Source organism: Pseudomonas oryziphila (assembly GCF_003940825.1).
Taxonomy (GTDB): Bacteria; Pseudomonadota; Gammaproteobacteria; order Pseudomonadales; family Pseudomonadaceae; genus Aquipseudomonas; species Aquipseudomonas sichuanensis.
The window spans coordinates 6,011,778-6,030,614 of sequence record NZ_CP034338.1 but is presented as its reverse complement, the minus strand read 5'-3'; the positions used below and the strand labels follow the sequence as shown (position 1 = coordinate 6,030,614).

Sequence of the window (18,837 nt, the reverse complement as noted above, 5' to 3'; positions counted from 1 at the left end):
AACTTATGTGTGGAATCGTTGGTGCCGTTGCCGAGCGCAATATCACAGCAATCCTCATCGAAGGCCTCAAGCGCCTCGAGTACCGTGGCTATGACAGTGCCGGCCTGGCCGTCTACAGCCAGCAGGGCGGCCTCGAGCGTCGCCGCCGTATCGGCAAGGTCAGCGAGCTGCAAGCCGCCGTCAGCGCCGAACCGCTGGCCGGGCAGCTGGGTATCGCCCACACCCGTTGGGCCACCCACGGTGCACCGACCGAGGCCAACGCCCACCCGCACTTCTCTGGCCATGACGTGGCCGTGGTGCACAACGGCATCATCGAAAACCACGAAGCCCTGCGCGAAGAGCTCAAGCAGCTGGGTTACGTGTTCACCTCGCAAACCGACACCGAGGTGATCGTTCACCTGATCCACCACCTGCTCAAGACCATTCCAGACCTGACCGATGCCCTCAAGGCCGCGGTCAAGCGCCTGCATGGCGCCTATGGCCTGGCCGTGATCAGCGCCAGCCAGCCGGACCGCCTGGTCGCTGCCCGCAGCGGCAGCCCGCTGGTGATCGGCCTGGGCCATGGCGAGAACTTCCTGGCGTCCGACCAGTTGGCCCTGCGCCAGGTCACCGACCGCTTCATGTACCTGGAAGAGGGTGACATCGCCGAGATCCGCCGTGACCAGGTACAGATCTGGGACCAGGCCGGCCAGCCGGTTCAGCGCGAGACGGTGCAGTACCACGAAGGCGCCGAAGCCGCAGAGAAGGGCAACTATCGCCACTTCATGCTCAAGGAGATCCACGAGCAACCGACCGTGGTGCAGCGCACCCTCGAAGGCCGTCTGGCCAAGGACCACGTGATGGTCCAGGCTTTCGGCCCGCAGGCCGCCGAGTTGTTCGCCAAGGTGCGCAACGTGCAGATCGTCGCCTGTGGTACCAGCTACCACGCCGGCATGGTCGCCCGTTACTGGCTCGAAGAGCTGGCCGGCATTCCCTGCCAGGTGGAAGTGGCCAGCGAGTTCCGCTACCGCAAGGTGGTGGTGCAGCAGGACACCCTGTTCGTCTCCATCTCGCAGTCCGGCGAAACCGCCGATACCCTGGCCGCCTTGCGCAATGCCAAGGAACTGGGCTTCCTCGGCAGCCTGGCGATCTGCAACAAGGGCATCAGCTCGCTGGTGCGCGAATCCGACCTGACCCTGCTGACCCTGGCCGGCCCGGAAATCGGCGTCGCCTCCACCAAGGCCTTCACCACCCAGTTGGTGTCGCTGATGTTGCTGACCCTGGCCCTGGGCCAGGTGCGCGGCACGCTGCAGGCCGGCGTCGAAGCCGAACTGGTTGAAGAACTGCGCCGCCTGCCGGCCCGCCTGAGCGAAGCGCTGGCGATGGACGGCGTGGTGGAGAAGATCGCCGAGCTGTTCGCCGACAAGCACCACACCCTGTTCCTTGGCCGTGGCGCGCAGTACCCGGTGGCCATGGAAGGTGCGCTCAAGCTCAAGGAAATTTCCTATATCCACGCCGAAGCCTACCCGGCCGGTGAGCTCAAGCACGGCCCCTTGGCGCTGGTCGACAACGACATGCCGGTGGTCACCGTGGCGCCGAACAACGAGCTGCTGGAAAAGCTCAAGTCCAACCTGCAGGAAGTGCGCGCCCGTGGCGGCGAGCTGGTGGTGTTCGCGGACGAGAACGCCGGCATGAGCAACGGCGAGGGCACCCACGTGATCAAGGTGCCGCATATCGCTGACGCCCTGGCACCGATCCTCTACACCATCCCGCTGCAACTGCTGTCGTACTACGTTGCCGTGCTCAAGGGCACCGACGTCGACCAGCCGCGCAACCTGGCCAAGTCGGTGACGGTGGAGTAACAGACAGGCTCTGCGCTCAAGTTGGTTCTGAGAATTAAAGCTGTCGCACCGCAATAAAAACTGTCGCTGACGGAGGGAGCCTTAACCGGCTCCCTTCTTCGTTGCGCCCATCCTTTCAGCTGTTGCGCTCACTGAAACCTGTGTCGGCGCTCGTCCATGCCTCTCCAAATCCAACCCGATGAATCGCTCGCCTCACGATCATCACATCAGCTTAGAAAGCAAAGCACGAACAACCCAATGCCCCCCAGAACCCCTGGAAGTCGCTGACCGGCACCTTGGAGTGGCGCGCCTGTTCATGGCTGTGCGCATGCACCCCGCATGGCCCCGAACACTGGTGCACGGCGGCCGCCAGCGACGGCGTACCCACACGCCAGTGCCCCGGCACCTTGGCCACAGGAGACCATTCGGGCAGCACCGGTACCTGTGGCGGGCCCAGCTTGTCGAACTCGGCAGCGCCGTACACCACCTTGCCATCGACCACCGTCAGCACCGACTCGATGCCCTTGATGGCCTCTTCATCGACGCTGAAGAAGTCCAGCGACAACGCCGCCAGGTCTGCCAGCTGGCCCACCTTGATCTGGCCCTTCTTGCCCTGCTCGCTGGAGAACCAGGCGCTGCCCTGGGTGAACAGCTGCAGCGCGGTGTCGCGGCTCAGGCCTTCGGGGTACAGCGCCATGCCGCCCACGGTCTTGGCGCTGACCAGCCAGTACAGCGAGGTCCACGGGTTGTAGCTGGACACGCGGGTGGCGTCGGTACCGGCACCCACTGGCACGCCCATGTCGAGCATGCGCTGGATCGGCGGGGTCTGCTCGGCCGCCTTGGCGCCGTAGCGCTCGACGAAATACTCGCCCTGGAAGGCCATGCGGTCCTGGATGGCGATGCCGCCGCCCAGCGCCCGCACACGTTCGATGTTCTCTGGGGTGATGGTCTCGGCGTGATCGAAGAACCACGGCAGGCCATTGAACGGGATGTCGCGGTTGACCTTCTCGAACACGTCGAGCATGCGCGTGATCGATTCGTTGTAGGTGGCGTGCAGGCGGAACGGCCAGCGTTGTTCCACCAGGTGGCGCACCACAGGCTCCAGCTCTTCTTCCATGGTCTGCGGCAGGTCCGGGCGCGGTTCGAGGAAGTCCTCGAAGTCGGCGGCGGAGAACACCAGCATCTCGCCGGCACCGTTGTGGCGCAGGAAGTCGGTGCCGCTGTGCAGCTTGACGCTGGCGGTCCACTTCTTGAAGTCGTCCAGCTCTTCCTTGGGCTTCTGGGTGAACAGGTTGTAGGCGATGCGCACGGTCAGCTGGTTGTTGTCGGCCAGCTCCTGGATCACCGAGTAGTCGTCAGGGAAGTTCTGGTAGCCGCCGCCGGCATCGATGGCGCTGGTAAGGCCCAGGCGGTTGAGCTCACGCATGAACTGGCGGGTCGAGTTGACCTGGTACTCCAGCGGCAGCTTCGGCCCCTTGGCCAGGGTGGCGTAGAGGATCATCGCGTTGGGACGGGCGATGAGCATGCCGGTCGGGTTGCCGAACTTGTCGCGCTGGATCTCGCCACCCGGCGGGTTGGGGGTGTCCTTGCTGTAGCCCACCGCCTTGAGCGCGGCGCGGTTGAGCAGGGCACGGTCGTACAGGTGCAGCAGGAACACCGGGGTGTCGGGGGCGGCCTGGTTGATTTCTTCCAGGGTGGGCATGCGCTTTTCGGCGAACTGGAATTCGTTCCAGCCGCCGACCACCCGTACCCACTGCGGGGTCGGCGTGCGGGCCGCCTGGTCCTTGAGCATGCGCAGGGCGTCGGCCACCGATGGCACGCCTTCCCAGCGCAGTTCGAGGTTGTAGTTGAGGCCGCCGCGGATCAGGTGCAGGTGCGAGTCATTGAGCCCTGGGATCACCGTGCGCTGTTTGAGGTCGATGATCTGCGTGGCGGCGCCTTTGTGGGCCATGGCCTGGGCATCGTTGCCCACCGCGATGAACTTGCCGTCCTTGATGGCGACGGCGGTGGCAGTGGGGTTTTCACGGTCGACGGTGTGCAGTTTGCCGTTGAACAGGATGAGATCGGCGGTCATGGAACCTCCTTGAATGGATGCTTGGGCGGAACCGGCTGCGCCGGTGAAGGGCAATGCAGACCAGACCGCGCCGGCGGCACAGAGCACGGTGCTGGTGGCGAGGAACTGGCGACGAGTCTTGTCGTTTTGATCCAGGGACATATTCAACTCAGTGTGAGTGCGGCGGCGACAGGCGTAACCGTAGAGCATGCCAGCTGCCATATGGCTGAGGATTGGAGGGATGTGCGGTTGACTATTGCTCAGCCACGCAGCCAGTTTGCACAGCGACGAGTTACCCAAGGCATGATGTAGAACACCACGGGCAAGATGACGAACACGTTGACGATCAGGTTGCTAGTGATTACGCCGCCCAGCTGCGGAAGGCGTGCAAAGAACGGGGCCAGTAGCTGCGGGATGATCATGGTCATCGGGCAAATCACGAGGTAGGTCAGCAGCGCTTGCTTCCAGCGCGGCGGTTGCGGCGCGCTGACGCTCGGCGGGGTGAACCAGAACTCTGGGTCCTCATGTACCTGGATATGGTCGCCACCTTCGATTAGCGGCAGAACTTCCTCTACCAGCGCTTGGCGTTCCGTTGAATTGACCCAGGCCTGCAGCAGGCTGGAGTCGGCGAAGCGGACCACGGTGGTGTAAAGCAAGCCACCATCGTCGGGACGGATAACGTTGGCATCTAAATGACCAGGCTGGCGACGCGCAGCGCTTACCGTGCGCTTGAGCCATTGCTCGTAATTTGCCAGCGAGTCAGCACGAGCCTTGTGTTGGATAACCAAAGTGACCACGTTGCGGTTGGCCTGGAGTGCGGTGTTCATCGACGTTCCTTGGGATGAGCTTGCCCGCATCCACCGTGCAACAGTGAACGGGCAGAGATTGAGATGGAGATGCTGCCCATAGCGGGTACCGACTGGCGGTGCCCGGGGCGGTCGGCTTACTTGTTGGCGTTGAAGGCGTTGTAGCTGGTCATCAGTTGTGCGCCGGCCTGGCTCATGCGGTCATGGGCGGCGTCACAGGTCATGGCGTTGAAAGTGCCGGAGACATCGGTGACCACGAACACGTCGAACTCTTCTTCCATGGCATACATCTCCGGTCTTGAGTGGGGGTCACTTCAAATGAACCTTCAGCTCTTCGGAAGCCTGCAGCATTGCAGAGCGTACTGCTGGAACCTGGCTGACCACGTTCAGCAAGCCGTAGTCATGGATCATGCCGTTGTAGCGCAGCGCAGTGACCGGCACGCCGGCTTGGTCCAGTTTGCGAGCGTAGGCTTCCCCTTCGTCACGCAGCACATCGGCACTCGCGGTCTGGACCAGCGCTGGCGGCAGGCCTTTCAACTGCTCAGTGGTAGCGCGCAACGGCGAGGCGTAGATCTCGGCACGTTGCTTGGGGTCGGTGGTGTAGTTGTCCCAGAACCACTTCATCATGTTCTTGGTGAGGAAGTGCCTCTCGGCGTACCGGTTGTACGAAGCTGTCTCGAAGTTGGCGTCGGTCACTGGCCACAGCAGCACCTGGTACTTGATGGCCGGGGTACCTTTATCCTTGGCCATCAGGCTGACCACGGCTGCCATGTTGCCGCCGACGCTGTTGCCTGCTACAGCCAGGCGCTTACCGTCGACATTGATTTCCTTGCCGTGCTCGGCCACCCATTTGGTTGCCGCGTAGGCTTGGTTGATTGCTGTCGGGTAGTGCGCTTCAGGGGACGGGGTGTAATTGACGAACACCGCCACCGCCCCGGAACCGGCGACCAGATCGCGGACCAGGCGCTCATGGGTCGGGAAGTCGCCGAGCACCCAGCCACCGCCGTGGAAGTACATGAACACAGGCAAGGTCCCCTTCACACCCGCCGGACGCACGATGGTCAAGCTGATGTCCTGGCCGTCGACAGTGATGGTCTTCTCGCTGACATCCGCCTCGGGCAGTGTCAGTTTCACTCCGGCCTGAGCGCCGGTCAGTACCGCGCGGGCGTCTTTCGGCGAAAGCTGCTCGATGGGTTTACCACTGCCTGAGTTCAGTACATCGAGGAATGCCTGGGTGTTGTGTTCGACGCCAGAGTCAGCGAATGCGTTACCGATCGACAAGGTAAGGAGCGAGCCAACGAGTGCTTTGGTCAAAACGTTCATTTCATATCTCCTGTTTCTGGTGAGGCAGGAAGTTAGACGGTGACGTGCAGACGGACATCGACGTTGCCACGGGTTGCGTTGGAGTACGGGCACACTTGGTGGGCCGCCTCCACCAACGCTTGTGCATCGGCTTGTTCCAGACCTGGCAGGTTGATGTTCAGATCGATATCCAGGCCAAAGCCGCCTGGGATCTGGCCAATGCCGACCCGCGCAGTGATTGAGGCGTCGGCTGGAATGCTGCGTTTGCTCTGGCTGGCGACGAACTTCAGTGCACCGATGAAGCAGGCCGAGTAACCAGCGGCGAACAGTTGCTCAGGGTTGGTGGCATTACCACCGGCACCGCCCAATTCCTTCGGAGTGGTCAGTTTCACGTCGAGGTTCTTGTCGCTGGAGATGGCTCGGCCATCACGACCACCGGTTGCGGTTGCGACTGCGGTGTAGAGAACTTTCATGGCTTTCCTTACTTTTGAATGTCTTCGGGAACAGGATGCGAGCGCCTGACTCGAGCAGCGCTGGGCATTGGAAATCCACAGAGGTTCCAGGCCAGGCTCGTTGACTCGGTTCGGTCGACTGCGCACCCTTCGCAAGTCTGTGAACAGCCCCTAGGGCAGGGGCTGGCGATGGCTCAGACAGATGCAGCGACAGGCGCCAAGGTGGGGCCATGCTGAACGCGCTCAGGTGCCTTGTGCACCATGGTGTAGGCGTAGTCGACGCCCATGCCATATGCACCGGAATGTTCCTTTACCAGTTCCATTACGGCGTCGTAGGTGTCGCGGTTCTTCCAGTCCCGTTGCCATTCCAGCAGCACCTGCTGCCAGGTCACCGGTACCACGCCGGCTTGGATCATGCGCTGCATGGCGTAATCGTGGGCTTCTTTGGTGGTGCCGCCGGAGGCGTCTGCAACCATATAGATTTCATAGCCGGCATCGTTCATTGCCGACAGGGCGAAGGTGGCGTTGCATACCTCGGTCCACAAACCGGAGACGATGATCTTGTTGCGACCATTTCTCTTGAGTGCGTCGCGCACCTTCTGATCATCCCAGGAATTCATGGAGGTGCGCTCCAGCAGCGGAGCGTCCGGGAATACAGCGAGCAGCTCGGGGTAAGTGTGACCTGAGAAGCTTTCTGTCTCGACCGTGGTGAAGGTGGTGGGGACATTAAAAATCTTCGCGGCCTTGGCCAAGGCAACGGTGTTGTTTTTCAGTGTTTGCCGGTCAATGCTCTGAACGCCGAAGGCCATCTGTGGCTGCTGATCGATGAAGATCAGTTGGCTGTTAAGCGGGGTCAGGACTTCAGTTTTAGGATTGTTCATTTTTGTTTCCTTTCAGCTTGATGATGTTCAATCGCACCTGTCTCGGGGCCCGCACGTTGCAGGCATTACCGTAGCCACGAGTGCCCCCTCAGCGTCATTGCTTGAGGACGAGCAAACGATAACGAAACAACGCGACTGTCGGTGGCGCACTTTTGCGTTCCTGATGGCTCATTTTTGCGCCATGGAATACGCGATCGCGCTGCTAGCATTCGCCCACCCATTCGGATCAAGCCGGTCCGTCATGTGCAGGAGAATGCAATGGCAGCTTCACAACCGTTCAACAAGCAGACCGCCTACTGGGGCGTTTCCTGGGAGGAGGCTTACGGCTATCCGCAGGCACGGCGGGTAGGAAACGAGATCTATGTATCAGGTCAATTCAACCATGATGAGGAAGGTCATCTGGTAGCCCCGGCGCCTCTGAACGCCGACGGTAAGCCCAGTGATTTCTCTTCGATGGGAGAGCAGATGCGGATCTCTTACGACAACATTTCGAAGCTGCTCGCCTTGTATGGCGCGACTCTGCAGGACGTTGTCGAGGAAACGCTTTATGTGCTGGACATGGACGCTGCGTTCGCGGTGGTCGGCAAAGTGCGCAAGGCGGCCTTTGGCACTGAGCGGCCTCAGTGCGCGAGCAATATCATTGGAGTGTCGAGACTTGCCCAGCGTCCGCAGCTGATCGAGATCGTGTGCAAGGCCGTGATTGGCGCCCGAGACATCTGAGCGGCACTCCCGGTTTTGATCTAGGGAACCGGGAGTATCAATTGCCCCTCGACCAAGGGCTTTTGACTGGCCACGGCAGCGGCGCAGAAGGTCATGAAGGCTTTGACCCGCCACGATTTTCGAATGTCCTGGTGAGTCAGCAGCCACAACTCATCCTGAAGCTCCGGCACCACCGGGCCGGCGCGTACCAACCCTGGGGTGATGTCGCCCAACATGCAGGGAAGGAATCCAAAGCCCAGACCCGCCGCGATTGCAGCGCTTGCGGCTGCAACAGAATCGGTGCGGTACGCTATGCGCTCAGCAGCGACTCTGCTTTCGACATAGCTTGTCGCCTTCAAACCGCAGAGCGCTGCGGAATATGACACCCAGGCCTGGCCCTCTTCGAAAAGGGGCAAGGCAGTCATCTGCTTGGCGCTGCAGTAGGGTGCCCAGGCAATGTTCGCCAGTTTACGGCCCACCAGGCTTTCTGCAGGTTTTCTCGTCGCTCGAATGGCGATATCCGATTCATCCCGGGCGAGGCTGAGGGTTTCATTGCCCACCAGCACCTCGATGGTGATCCCCTCGTTCAGGGCCTTGAAGTCCGCGATGATGGGGGTGAGGAAGTACAGCAGCAGCGAGTCGCTGGTGGTAATGCGAAGTTTCCCGAGGGGGCCTTGGCCTGAACGTGAAACACGCCGCGTGACGCTGACGATATCCAGCTCCACTCGCTCGGCGAGTGCTCGCAATTCAGCACCCTCGGCGGTGAGCAGATACCCTGATTTGCGGTGATCGAACAGCGCGATGCCGAGCGTTCGCTCAACTTGAGCAACTCGGCGCGAAACGGTGGATACATTGATGCCAAGCTTCTTGGCCGTAGCCGAACGATTGCCGCAATCACTGAGCGTCTTGATGATGCGCAAGTCGTCCCACGAGAGCTGATTGACAGCCTCGCCTACGTCCCACTTCGTCCCATCAGGGGCAGCCGGAGCTTTTTCAGTTGGTGATTTCACACAGTTCGTTCCAGATTCTGAGGCGCAGATGATACGAGAAGGGGTTGGGTGGAGTAGCCATATTGTTCCGGCGATTGGTTGAAAACTATTATGCCGACTGGCTGCTATGGGTCGATTCTGTTGAAAAAGTAGCCCCCCTGTCTGGCCTTCGGCAAAACCCTCGTATTGGCCAGCAGGGAAGCACTGGACGATCCATTTACGGATGGCGTTGGTATTGATGCCGTGGCTGATGGCGACACTGGATATGGTTGCTCCAGGTCGCAGGCATTCCTGAACGACGTTCTCGAATCCCACGACTTACGTGAAGTTCGTCGCACGTCCGTCGCCCCGGAACTTTCCTACATCATGCGTCTGGCATGGATCAATGTTTTCCCTCAGCGTTTGCCCTAACGTCCCCCGACCCACCAGTCACCAAGGACGACAGGAAATGCAGACGTTGCAACGAAAGCACGATATCCAGCCATTGGAAGGCGCGGAAATGACCCTGCTGGTCAATGGCCTGCCGGCAGTGGCCAGCGCGGGGGAGACCGTCCTCAGCGTGCTCAATGCCATTGGCCTGCGCCAGCTGGCGCGCAATGACCACGACCAGCTCAGCGGCGCCTTTTGCGGCATGGGTGTGTGCCACTGCTGCCTGGTGCAGATTGACGGGCGGCCCAAGCGCCGGGCGTGCCAGACGGTGGTCAAGCCGGGCATGCAGATCGAGACCGAAGTGAACCGCATGCACGGGGAGGCCCGCTCATGAGCCTTCGCCCAGTGATCGTCGGTGCTGGCTCAGCTGGCATGGGGGCGGCCATCGAGCTGGCCGACCACGGCGTCGACAGCCTGCTGTTCGATGAAGCCTCGCGTCCTGGCGGGGTGGTTTACCGCGGCCCGTTGCGTGCCGGCATCGACCTCGGTTACCTAGGCCCTCGCTACGCCAAGGCCCTCAACACCCTGCACGAAGACTTTGCCGCCAGCGCCAGCCATATCGACCTACGCCTCAACCACCGCGTGGTGGGCGGCGATGACCAGCGCCTGATGGTGCTCGATGGCGACGAGCAACTGCACGAGATCGACTATTCCCACCTGCTGCTGGCCGCCGGCTGCCATGAGCGCAATGTGCCGTTCCCCGGCTGGACCCTGCCGGGAGTGATCCTGCTGGGCGGGCTGCAGCTGCAGATCAAGAGCGGCGTGGTCAAGCCGCTGGGCAGCACCTTGATCGCCGGCACCGGGCCGTTGCTGCCCTTGGTTGCGTGCCAGCTGCATGCCGCCGGGGCCAAGGTCAGCGGGGTATATGAAGCCTGCGCGTTCAACCGCATCGCCAAGGAAAGCCTGGCGCTGATGAACAAGCCGCAGCTGTTCCTCGATGGCTTGAGCATGCTCGCCTACATGAAGCTCAACGGCATCCCCATGCACTACGGTTGGGGCGTGGTAGGGGCCACGGGCGAGGATGAGCTGCGCGAGGTCAGCGTCGCGCCCTACACCCAGGACTGGAAGCCGGACATGACCCGCGTCCAGCGCGAGACGGTGCAGACGCTGGCGGTGGGCTACGGCTTCATCCCACGCACCCAGCTCAGCCAGCAACTGGGCCTGGAACACGGTTTCAGCGAAGACGGCTACCTGCGCGCGGTGTGCAACGTGTGGCAGCAGAGCAGCCGCCCGAACACCCATCTGGCAGGTGACATGGCCGGTATCCGTGGCGGCGAGGCGGCGATGCTGACCGGGCGTATTGCTGCGCTGTCGATGCTCCTGCAAATGGGCAAGCTCAATGCCGAACAGGCCATCGAACGGCGCGAGCTGTACCTGGGCAAGCTCGCCGCGATCAAGCGCTTCCGCGCGGGCGTGGAACGCTTCACCGCACGGGGGGCTGCGCAGGTCGAACTGCCCCAGGCCGACACGGTGATCTGCCGTTGCGAACACGTCACCCGCGAGCAGATCGACCTGGCGTTGGAACAGGGCGTGCAGGACATGGCCAGCCTGAAGATGCGCACCCGGGTGAGCATGGGCGACTGCCAGGGGCGCATGTGCGTCGGTTACTGCAGCGATCGCCTGCGCAGCGCCACCGGGCGCCAGGATGTTGGCTGGCTGCGCCCACGCTTCCCGGTGGACCCGATCCCGTTTTCCGCATTCGCACACCTCGGCACGGAGGCCTGAGCATGGCCAAGCACTACGACATCATCATCGCCGGCGGCGGCGTGATCGGCGCGTCCTGCGCCTACCAGCTGTCCAAACGCAGCAATCTGAAAATCGCCCTGATCGACAGCAAGCGCCCGGGCAACGCCACGCGCGCATCGGCGGGTGGTCTGTGGGCCATCGGCGAATCGGTGGGGCTGGGCTGTGGGGTGATCTTCTTTCGCATGATGTCCTCGCGCAGCAAGCGCGAGGCCAATGGCGCGGCGGTGGTGGTCGACTCCAGCACCCCGCATATCCTGCCGCCGTGTTTCTTCGACTTCGCCCTGCAGTCCAACGCGATTTATCCACAGCTGCACCGCGAGCTGATCGAGCGCCATGGTATGGACTTCAAGTTCGAGCGCACCGGGCTCAAGTACATCATCCAGGATGACGAGGACCAGCTGTACGCCGAGCACATCGTCAAGCAGATCCCGCACCTGGCCGACCAGGTGCGCTGGCTCGACCGCGACGCGCTACGGGCCTCGGAGCCGGCGGTGACGCAGCAGGCCAATGGCGCGCTGGAGTTCCTCTGCGATCACCAGGTCAGCCCGTTCCGCCTGGGCGACGCGTTCCTGGAGGCGGCGCGGCAGAACGGTGTCGACCTGTACCCCAACGTGAATGTCACCGGGGTGCTGCATGAAGGCTCGCGGATCAAGGGCGTGCGCACTGCCGAAGCCGGCGAGTTCCACTGCCACACACTGATCAACGCCGCGGGTGCCTGGGCTGCCGAGCTGAGCGAGTGGGCGACGGGCCTGAGCATTCCGGTCAAGCCGGTAAAGGGCCAGATCGTGCTGACCGAGCGCCTGCCCAAGCTGCTCGATGGCTGCATCACCACCAGCGATTGCTACATGGCGCAGAAGGACAATGGCGAGATCCTGATCGGCAGTACCACTGAAGAGAAAGGCTTCGATGTCAGCAACACCTTCCCGGAGATCAGTGGGCTGGTGCAGGGAGCCATTCGTTGCGTGCCGGAGCTGGCGCAGGTGAACCTCAAGCGCACCTGGGCCGGGCTACGCCCGGGGTCGCCGGATGAGCTGCCGATCCTCGGGCCTGTGGATAATGTCGAGGGGTACTTCAATGCCTGTGGGCACTTCCGCACCGGGATCCTGACGTCGGCGATCACCGGGGTGCTGCTGGACAAGGTTGTCCACAACGAGGCGTTGCCGCTGGATATCACGCCGTTCCTGGCGTCGCGGTTCCGGGAGGGTGTGGACGAGAAGCTGGCGCACGGCTGATGGGCGAATGTCAGTGCATCTGTCTTGCTCGCTATTCAAACAGCTGAGCGATCCTTGTGGGAGCGGGTTTACCCGCGAACACGGGCATAGCCCGTGCCAGGCACCGAGGTGTCATCTTCGCGGGTAAACCCGCTCCCACATGGATGAACGACAGACCTGCCGATCAGATCTGCATCGCCATCCCATCCACATTCATCGCCGCCTGGCGCAGGGCTTCGGAGCGGGTCGGGTGCGGGTGGCAGGTGAGGGCGATGTCTTCGGCCGAGGCCGAGAACTCCATGGCCACGCAGAACTCGCCGATCATCTCGCTGACGCTCGGGCCGACCAGGTGCACACCCAGCACCTCGTCGGTGTTGGCGTCGGCGAGAACCTTGGCGAAGCCTTCGGTCTCATGGTTGATCTTGGCGCGGCTGTTGGCGGTGAAGGGGAACTTGCCGACCTTGTAGGCGCGGCCTTCGGCCTTGAGCTGCTCTTCGGTCTTGCCGACAGTGGCCAGCTCCGGGCGGGTATAGATGACGCCCGGGATCAGGTTGTAATTGACCTCGTGCGGCTTGCCGTGGATGCGTTCGATGCAGGCCACGGCTTCGTCCTCGGCCTTGTGCGCCAGCATCGGGCCGGAGGTGACGTCGCCGATCACCCAGATGCCCGGGACCGAACTGCGGTGATGGTCGTTGCTCAGCATGCCGCGCTTGTCGGTCTCCAGGCCCACGCTCTCCAGGTTCAGGCCCTGGGTGTACGGGCGACGGCCGATGGCCACCAGTACATAGTCGGCTTGCAGGGTTTCGGCGGCGCCACCGGCTGCTGGTTCCAGGGTGAGGGTGACGCCATCGGCCGATGGCGTGGCCTGGGTGACCTTGCTGCCCAGCTTGAAGGTCATGCCTTGCTTGGCCAGGGCCTTCTGCAAGGTCTTGGCGGTTTCCGCATCGGTGCCCGGGCAGATGCGGTCGAGGTACTCGATCACCGTCACCTCGGCGCCGAGGCGGCGCCACACCGAACCCAGCTCCAGGCCGATCACGCCGGCGCCGATCACGATCAGGTGCTTGGGCACCTGGGGCAGGGAGAGGGCGCCGGTGGAGTCGATGATGCGCTGGTTGTCGATGGTCACGCCCGGCAGCGGGGTCGGTTCGGAACCGGTGGCAATGACGATGTCCTTGGCCTGCAAGGTGGTTTCGCTGCCGTCCTCGGCCTTGACGACGACCTTGCCGACGCCGTCCAGGCGGCCCCAGCCCTTGACCCAGTCGACCTTGTTCTTGCGGAACAGGTACTCGATGCCCTTGGTCAGGCCGGTCACGCTTTCATCCTTCTGTTTCATCATCTGCGCCAGGTTCAGGCTCGGCTTGACCTCGATGCCCAGGTGCGCGAACTCGTCACCGCTGGCCGCCTCGAACAGTTCGGAGGCGTGCAGCAATGCCTTGGAGGGCATGCAACCGACGTTCAGGCAGGTGCCGCCGAGGGTCGATCGGCCTTCCACGCAGGCCACGCTCATGCCCAGCTGGCCGGCCCGGATAGCTGCGTTGTAGCCGCCGGGGCCGCCGCCGATGATCACCACGTCATAGGATTTCATGGGTTAGTTACTCCAAGGGTGAGGAAGCGAAGAGGGGCATAAGGTTAGTCTGAGCGCGGAGGATTGTATACAATCTGCTGCGTTGGCCGTGCCAGATAGTTCTAGACCATGGTCGCGGTTAACGGAAACTTCGCACGAATGAACTACCCTCATGCGGTAGCGTCCGACTTGATAAGACGTGGCGTTCCGAATCCGTGAAAGGGAGGGTCATGAATGCTTGCGCAACTTCCACCCGTTTTGCAGAGCCTGGACATACCGTTGCGGGTCAAGCTGTGGGACGGTAACCAGTTCGATCTGGGGCCCAGTCCGCAGGTCACCATCGTGGTCAAGGACCCCCAGCTGATCGCCCAGTTGACCCACCCCAACCTGGAAGCACTGGGTTCGGCTTTCGTCGAAGGCAAACTGGAGCTCGAAGGCGATATCGGTGAAGTCATCCGGGTGTGTGACGAGCTTAGCCAAACGCTGCTCAAGGACGAGGACGACGTGCTGCCGCAGCGCACCTCTCACGACAAGAGCACCGACGCCGAAGCCATCTCCTACCACTACGACCTGTCCAATGCGTTCTACCAACTGTGGCTGGACCCGGACATGGTCTATTCCTGTGCCTATTTCAAAGAGCCGGACAACACCCTGGCCCAGGCCCAGCAGGACAAGTTCGATCACCTGTGCCGCAAGTTGCGCCTGCAGGGCGGTGACTACCTGCTGGACGTTGGTTGCGGTTGGGGCGGGCTGGCGCGTTTTGCCGCCCGTGAGTACGGCGCCAAGGTGTACGGCATCACCCTGAGCAAAGAGCAGCTGAAACTTGGCCGACAGCGGGTCAAGGAGGAGGGGCTGGCCGACAAGGTCGACCTGCACATTCTCGATTACCGTGACCTGCCCGAGGATGGCCGCTTCGACAAGGTGGTCAGCGTCGGCATGTTCGAGCACGTCGGCCACGCCAACCTCGAACTCTATTGCCGCAAGCTGTTCAGTGCGGTGCGCGAAGGCGGGCTGGTGATGAATCACGGCATCACCGCCAAGCACGTGGACGGTCGCCCGGTGGGCCGTGGCGCGGGTGCGTTCATCGACCGCTACGTATTCCCCCACGGCGAGCTGCCGCACATCTCGATGATCAGCGCGCGCATCTGTGAAGCGGGGCTGGAGGTGGTGGACGTGGAGAGCCTGCGCCTGCACTACGCCAAGACCCTCAACCACTGGAGCGAGAACCTTGAGAACCAGCTGCACCGCGCCGCCGCGCTGGTGCCGGAGAAGACCCTGCGGATCTGGCGCCTGTACCTGGCCGGCTGCGCCTATGCCTTCAGCAAGGGCTGGATGAACCTGCACCAGATCCTCGCCGTGAAACCTTTCGCCGATGGCCATCACGACCTGCCGTGGACGCGTGAGGACCTCTATCGCTGACGGGCTGCCCGGCGTGCCCCTGTGGGGCACGTCGAGGCGCTACAGGATCGGCGATATCAAACGCGCAATACGCATCCCCAGTTGCTGCAGGCGATGGGTGTCGCGGCTGTCCTCGGCGGTGATCTCCCTGGCCTGTTCGAAGTCGTTCACCAGCATCTGCTCGACCTGGTCGGCGAAGGCGCGGTCCACGGTGAGCAGGGTAATCTCGAAGTTCAGGCGGAAGGAACGGTTATCCAGGTTGGCGCTGCCAATGGCCGTGACCTCATCATCCACCAGCACCACTTTCTGATGCAGGAACCCCGGCTGATAGCGGAACATCCGCACGCCCGCGCGCACCGCCTCGAAGGCAAACAGGCTGGAGGCGGCGTAGACGATACGGTGGTCGGGGCGTGCGGGGATGAGGATGCGTACATCGACGCCGCGCAGCACGGCCAGGCGCAAGGCGGCAAAGATCGCTTCGTCGGGGATGAAATACGGGCTGGTGATCCAGACCCGGCGAGTGGCCGAGTGGATGGCTTCGAGGAAGAACAGCGCGCAGGTTTCCTGGGGGTCGGCCGGGCCACTGGCCAGGGCCTGGCACAGCACGCCATCTTCAGGGTAGGTGTCGGGCAGGATCAGCGGAGGCAGCTGGCGCGTGGCCCAGTACCAGTCCTCGGCGAACGATTCCTGCAGGCAAGCCAGTACCGGGCCGCTGATCTGCACATGGGTGTCGCGCCACGGCGACAGGCGCGGGTGCGCGCCGAGGTACTCGTCGCCCACGTTGTGCCCACCGAGAAAGCCCAGCAGCCCATCCACCACGACGATCTTGCGGTGGTTGCGAAAGTTGACCTGGAAGCGGTTGAACAAGCCGCGGCGGGTGGCGAATGCCTGTATCTGCACACCGCCGTCGCGCAGCACCTGGCTGTAGCTGGCCGGCAATGCGTGGCTGCCGACCCGGTCGTAAAGCACGAAGACCCTTACGCCTTCCGCCGCCTTGCGCAACAGCAACTGCTGGAGCTCTCGGCCGAGCACGTCGTCGTGGATGATGAAGAACTGCACCAGTACGGTGTCACGGGCCTTGTCGATGGCAGCGAAGATCGCCTTGAAGGTGGCTTCGCCATCGATCAGCAGCTTCACCTCGTTGTTGGCCAGACATGGCATGCGCCCCAGCTTGGGCATGGCGCGCAGCGCCGCATAGCTGTCGGACTCGCGGGCGGTCAGGGCTTCCTCCACCCACGGCCGCCAGTTGAGATTGGCCATGGCCACGTGCATCTCCTGGTTGGCATGCCGGCGCGCGTTGATGTACGCATAGAACGAACGGGCACCGAAGATCAGGTAGGGGATGAGCGCAAAGTAGGGGATGAAGAACAGGGGCATGGCCCAGGCGATCGCACCTTGGGCTGTACGCACGGTGAACACGGCATGCAGCGCCGCGATGATGCCGAGCAGATGAATCAGGCCGAGCACGTAACCGAAGAAGTAGGGGCTGTGGTAATCCATACGCATCCTGCTTGCCGTTAGCACTGTCGCTAACAGACCACGTTCGTGGGGGTGGCTGCAACCTGCAAGGGAAAATGACGTCTAACGGCACAGTCCGGCCAGAGCCGGTAATTCGAGGAGCTTTCATCCATGAAGATTCGTCTGCCACTGCTTGCCCTGGTCGTGGGCCTGGGTAGCCCGTTGGTTCACGCGCAGATGCTGCAACCCGGCCTGTGGGAGCTGACCACCAGCAACATGCAGGTCGATGGCAAGCCGTTACCCGACATGCAGTTCATGCTCGGCCAGTTGAAGAATCTGCCGCCGGAGCAGCGGGCGATGATGGAAGGCGCCTTGGCCAAGCAAGGTATCAGCGTGGGTGGCAAGGGCGTGCGTTCATGCCTGACCCCGGAGCAGGTCAAGACCAACGACATCCCGCTGCAAGACCCTCAATCGGGCTGCACCCAGAAGATCACCGACCGCACCGGCAATGTCTGGAAGTTCCAGTTCAGCTGCCCGAAAGCCCAGGGGCAGGGCCAGGCCACCTTCCTCAGCGACAAAGAGTTCCTGACCAAGGTCAACGGCACCTTCAACGCATCGGGTGTGCAGCAGCAGGGCAGCATGGACACACGGGCGGTATGGTTGGGCAACGACTGCGGCACCGTGAAACCCCGCAGCTGATTACCACCGCCAGCGGCTGACGGCGACTGCGTCGTGGGCATGCAGGCTCTCTGCATGTTCCACGCGCACGCTGAACGCGCTCACCCACGGCAACTGGCGCAACGCCAGGTGCAGGCGCCGCGCGGCGTCCTCACAGAACATCAGGTTCTGCCCGTTCGCCAGGGCGAAGGCCTGTTCGTCGGCACGCTTCACGGCGGTTTGCACGGCGGTTCCCAAGGCTTGCTCAGCCTGGTCGATCAATTCAGTCAGTGGCCACGCATCAGTGCCTGGCCGCACCTGTAGCTTGGCCATGCTCCGTTGGCTGTGAGGTGTGGCGACGATGCCACTGCTGCTGCCCAGCCATTGGCGCACGCTGTCCCGGTCCAGCGCTTGGCTGACGAAATCCTGGTCGAACTGCGCCTGGATGAGTTGCCTGGCCAGTGCGGCCGAGCAGGGGCACGTGGAGGAATAGGGAATATCCACGGATAGTTCCACGTGGAACATTTCATCTTTCAGCTGTGCATCGAGCCGCACCGGGTAGCGTTTCCATCCGGCCAGAGGGCTGATCAAGGCTGGGCGTTTGAGCAGATGATCGAATTCCAGCCGCAGGTATGCGGCTCTGGAAAGGCCCTGGTGGCTGGAGAGAAACTGATCGAGGGTCTGGCGCATCAGCGGCAGGCTCAAGGGCTGGTGTTCGAGTGCTTCCAGCGCCAGGTACAAGCGCGACATGTGAATACCACGCGCAGCACCTTCGTCCAGGCTGACGCCTGCGCTGGCATGGGCGCTCAGATTGCGACCTTCCACCTGCAGCGGCAGGGCGATACCGCACATGCCTACCCAGTCCAGCGGCAAGCTGTGTTGGCTGCTTTGCGTGGCGATGTCGGGCAGGGAAAGGCTAAGGCTGGTCATGAATGGTGTCCTGAAAAAGTAGGGCTCAACGGCAACCACCGAGCAGGCTGCAGTGCAGATCGAAGCGCTGGCCGCTGGAGCTCGAGACGCGATTGAGGGTGGTCCAGCCGATACGCCGGCTGTAACCGACCCAGGCTTCGCCATCGCTGGCCAGGCCAGTGAAGAAGGTGAGCGCGCCGTAGCGGCTGTTGGTTTGTGCCCACAACCGTTTGCCCTGCACTTCGTAACCGCGCAGGTAGAAGGTGCTGCCTGCGCTGCGCACGCTGTAGTAGTTGCCCTTGCTGTCCTGGCAGGCCAATAGCGTGGCGCTGCGAGTACACAGCGCCAGGTCGGTGCGGGGCATGGCCAGCAAAGAGGTCGGCAGGGCAATCAGCAGCAATGCGCTGGCGCGGGGCAATTTCATCGATGAGGCACTCCAGGCAACCCTTCGGTCGAGACGGCT

General features: G+C 62.6%; 17 protein-coding genes and 1 pseudogene. 7 read left to right on the top strand and 11 right to left on the bottom strand.

What is annotated here, in order from left to right; translation table 11 throughout:
* Positions 1 to 5 precede the first annotated feature (5 nt).
* Positions 6 to 1,841: a glutamine--fructose-6-phosphate transaminase (isomerizing) gene (gene glmS, locus EJA05_RS28010; RefSeq protein WP_125466126.1), complete on the top strand. Its 1,836-nt coding sequence runs from the start codon at positions 6 to 8 to the stop codon at positions 1,839 to 1,841.
* A gap of 211 nt (positions 1,842 to 2,052) precedes the next feature.
* Here glmS and EJA05_RS28005 read toward each other — a convergent pair whose 3' ends face one another.
* From EJA05_RS28005 to EJA05_RS27980, 6 genes and pseudogenes are all read right to left on the bottom strand, one after another.
* Complete coding sequence (locus tag EJA05_RS28005) at positions 2,053 to 3,894, bottom strand: amidohydrolase (RefSeq protein WP_125861451.1); 1,842 nt, start codon at positions 3,892 to 3,894, stop codon at positions 2,053 to 2,055.
* A gap of 239 nt (positions 3,895 to 4,133) precedes the next feature.
* Positions 4,134 to 4,700, bottom strand: coding sequence for an antibiotic biosynthesis monooxygenase (locus EJA05_RS28000; RefSeq protein WP_125861207.1), 567 nt, complete (start codon positions 4,698 to 4,700; stop codon positions 4,134 to 4,136).
* Between the two features lie 116 nt (positions 4,701 to 4,816).
* Positions 4,817 to 4,975: pseudogene (locus tag EJA05_RS27995) on the bottom strand (hydrolase); the annotation flags it as partial.
* A 13-nt stretch (positions 4,976 to 4,988) separates the two neighbouring features.
* Positions 4,989 to 6,002 carry an alpha/beta hydrolase gene (locus tag EJA05_RS27990; RefSeq protein ID WP_125861206.1) on the bottom strand — a complete coding sequence of 338 codons (1,014 nt, stop codon included), beginning with the start codon at positions 6,000 to 6,002 and terminating at the stop codon, positions 4,989 to 4,991.
* Positions 6,003 to 6,034: 32 nt separating this feature from the next.
* On the bottom strand, positions 6,035 to 6,454 hold the full coding sequence (locus EJA05_RS27985; protein WP_125861204.1) for an organic hydroperoxide resistance protein: 420 nt from the start codon (positions 6,452 to 6,454) through the stop codon (positions 6,035 to 6,037).
* Between the two features lie 173 nt (positions 6,455 to 6,627).
* Positions 6,628 to 7,314, bottom strand: coding sequence for a hydrolase (locus EJA05_RS27980; RefSeq protein ID WP_085717858.1), 687 nt, complete (start codon positions 7,312 to 7,314; stop codon positions 6,628 to 6,630).
* 258 nt (positions 7,315 to 7,572) lie between these two features.
* On the opposite strand from EJA05_RS27980, the gene EJA05_RS27975 reads away from it, so the two are divergent.
* Positions 7,573 to 8,034 (top strand): RidA family protein, encoded by a 462-nt coding sequence (locus tag EJA05_RS27975; protein WP_125861202.1) that lies wholly within the window; start codon positions 7,573 to 7,575, stop codon positions 8,032 to 8,034.
* Between the two features lie 20 nt (positions 8,035 to 8,054).
* Here the strand turns inward: EJA05_RS27975 and EJA05_RS27970 are convergent, their stop codons facing one another.
* A complete protein-coding gene (locus tag EJA05_RS27970) occupies positions 8,055 to 9,023 on the bottom strand; it encodes a LysR family transcriptional regulator (RefSeq protein WP_190306025.1) in 969 nt (322 codons plus the stop codon).
* Positions 9,024 to 9,450: 427 nt separating this feature from the next.
* On the opposite strand from EJA05_RS27970, the gene hcnA reads away from it, so the two are divergent.
* The 3 genes from hcnA to hcnC are packed head-to-tail and all read left to right on the top strand — an operon-like array spanning position 9,451 to position 12,409.
* On the top strand, positions 9,451 to 9,765 hold the full coding sequence (gene hcnA / locus EJA05_RS27965) for a cyanide-forming glycine dehydrogenase subunit HcnA (protein WP_125466121.1): 315 nt from the start codon (positions 9,451 to 9,453) through the stop codon (positions 9,763 to 9,765).
* The gene (hcnB, locus tag EJA05_RS27960) at positions 9,762 to 11,156 is read left to right on the top strand and encodes a cyanide-forming glycine dehydrogenase subunit HcnB (protein ID WP_125466120.1); all 1,395 of its coding nucleotides are present in this window, start codon (positions 9,762 to 9,764) and stop codon (positions 11,154 to 11,156) included. The genes hcnA and hcnB overlap by 4 nt, the downstream gene beginning before the upstream one ends.
* A 2-nt stretch (positions 11,157 to 11,158) precedes the next feature.
* Positions 11,159 to 12,409, top strand: a complete 1,251-nt coding sequence (gene hcnC, locus EJA05_RS27955) for a cyanide-forming glycine dehydrogenase subunit HcnC (protein ID WP_125861200.1) — start codon at positions 11,159 to 11,161, stop codon at positions 12,407 to 12,409.
* Positions 12,410 to 12,572: 163 nt separating this feature from the next.
* Here the strand turns inward: hcnC and lpdA are convergent, their stop codons facing one another.
* Positions 12,573 to 13,973, bottom strand: a complete 1,401-nt coding sequence (lpdA, locus tag EJA05_RS27945) for a dihydrolipoyl dehydrogenase (RefSeq protein ID WP_125861198.1) — start codon at positions 13,971 to 13,973, stop codon at positions 12,573 to 12,575.
* Between the two features lie 213 nt (positions 13,974 to 14,186).
* Between lpdA and cfaB the strand changes: the two genes are divergently transcribed.
* Positions 14,187 to 15,371, top strand: coding sequence for a C17 cyclopropane fatty acid synthase CfaB (gene cfaB / locus EJA05_RS27940; protein WP_125861196.1), 1,185 nt, complete (start codon positions 14,187 to 14,189; stop codon positions 15,369 to 15,371).
* 39 nt (positions 15,372 to 15,410) lie between these two features.
* Here cfaB and cls read toward each other — a convergent pair whose 3' ends face one another.
* Entirely contained in the window at positions 15,411 to 16,850 is a 1,440-nt protein-coding gene (cls, locus tag EJA05_RS27935; protein ID WP_125861195.1) for a cardiolipin synthase, read from the bottom strand.
* A 129-nt stretch (positions 16,851 to 16,979) separates the two neighbouring features.
* Here cls and EJA05_RS27930 point away from each other — a divergent pair, with 129 nt between their 5' ends.
* A complete protein-coding gene (locus EJA05_RS27930; RefSeq protein ID WP_125466115.1) occupies positions 16,980 to 17,507 on the top strand; it encodes a DUF3617 domain-containing protein in 528 nt (175 codons plus the stop codon).
* Here EJA05_RS27930 and folE2 read toward each other — a convergent pair whose 3' ends face one another.
* Together folE2 and EJA05_RS27920 are read right to left on the bottom strand one after the other, a co-directional pair.
* Positions 17,508 to 18,395 (bottom strand): GTP cyclohydrolase FolE2, encoded by an 888-nt coding sequence (gene folE2, locus EJA05_RS27925; RefSeq protein WP_125861193.1) that lies wholly within the window; start codon positions 18,393 to 18,395, stop codon positions 17,508 to 17,510.
* Between the two features lie 25 nt (positions 18,396 to 18,420).
* A complete protein-coding gene (locus EJA05_RS27920; RefSeq protein WP_125466113.1) occupies positions 18,421 to 18,798 on the bottom strand; it encodes a glutamine synthetase in 378 nt (125 codons plus the stop codon).
* Positions 18,799 to 18,837 lie beyond the last annotated feature (39 nt).

What these genes read in the sequence shown, in the direction of transcription:
- EJA05_RS27975 (WP_125861202.1), top strand. Translation starts at nt 7,573, where the DNA reads ATGGCAGCTTCACAACCGTTCAACAAGCAGACCGCCTACTGGGGCGTT.
- folE2 (WP_125861193.1), bottom strand. Translation starts at nt 18,395, where the DNA reads ATGACCAGCCTTAGCCTTTCCCTGCCCGACATCGCCACGCAAAGCAGC.
- EJA05_RS28000 (WP_125861207.1), bottom strand. Translation starts at nt 4,700, where the DNA reads ATGAACACCGCACTCCAGGCCAACCGCAACGTGGTCACTTTGGTTATC.
- cls (WP_125861195.1), bottom strand. Translation starts at nt 16,850, where the DNA reads ATGGATTACCACAGCCCCTACTTCTTCGGTTACGTGCTCGGCCTGATT.
- hcnB (WP_125466120.1), top strand. Translation starts at nt 9,762, where the DNA reads ATGAGCCTTCGCCCAGTGATCGTCGGTGCTGGCTCAGCTGGCATGGGG.
- EJA05_RS27980 (WP_085717858.1), bottom strand. Translation starts at nt 7,314, where the DNA reads ATGAACAATCCTAAAACTGAAGTCCTGACCCCGCTTAACAGCCAACTG.
- hcnA (WP_125466121.1), top strand. Translation starts at nt 9,451, where the DNA reads ATGCAGACGTTGCAACGAAAGCACGATATCCAGCCATTGGAAGGCGCG.
- cfaB (WP_125861196.1), top strand. Translation starts at nt 14,187, where the DNA reads ATGCTTGCGCAACTTCCACCCGTTTTGCAGAGCCTGGACATACCGTTG.
- lpdA (WP_125861198.1), bottom strand. Translation starts at nt 13,973, where the DNA reads ATGAAATCCTATGACGTGGTGATCATCGGCGGCGGCCCCGGCGGCTAC.
- glmS (WP_125466126.1), top strand. Translation starts at nt 6, where the DNA reads ATGTGTGGAATCGTTGGTGCCGTTGCCGAGCGCAATATCACAGCAATC.
- hcnC (WP_125861200.1), top strand. Translation starts at nt 11,159, where the DNA reads ATGGCCAAGCACTACGACATCATCATCGCCGGCGGCGGCGTGATCGGC.
- EJA05_RS27920 (WP_125466113.1), bottom strand. Translation starts at nt 18,798, where the DNA reads ATGAAATTGCCCCGCGCCAGCGCATTGCTGCTGATTGCCCTGCCGACC.
- EJA05_RS28005 (WP_125861451.1), bottom strand. Translation starts at nt 3,894, where the DNA reads ATGACCGCCGATCTCATCCTGTTCAACGGCAAACTGCACACCGTCGAC.
- EJA05_RS27930 (WP_125466115.1), top strand. Translation starts at nt 16,980, where the DNA reads ATGAAGATTCGTCTGCCACTGCTTGCCCTGGTCGTGGGCCTGGGTAGC.
- EJA05_RS27985 (WP_125861204.1), bottom strand. Translation starts at nt 6,454, where the DNA reads ATGAAAGTTCTCTACACCGCAGTCGCAACCGCAACCGGTGGTCGTGAT.
- EJA05_RS27990 (WP_125861206.1), bottom strand. Translation starts at nt 6,002, where the DNA reads ATGAACGTTTTGACCAAAGCACTCGTTGGCTCGCTCCTTACCTTGTCG.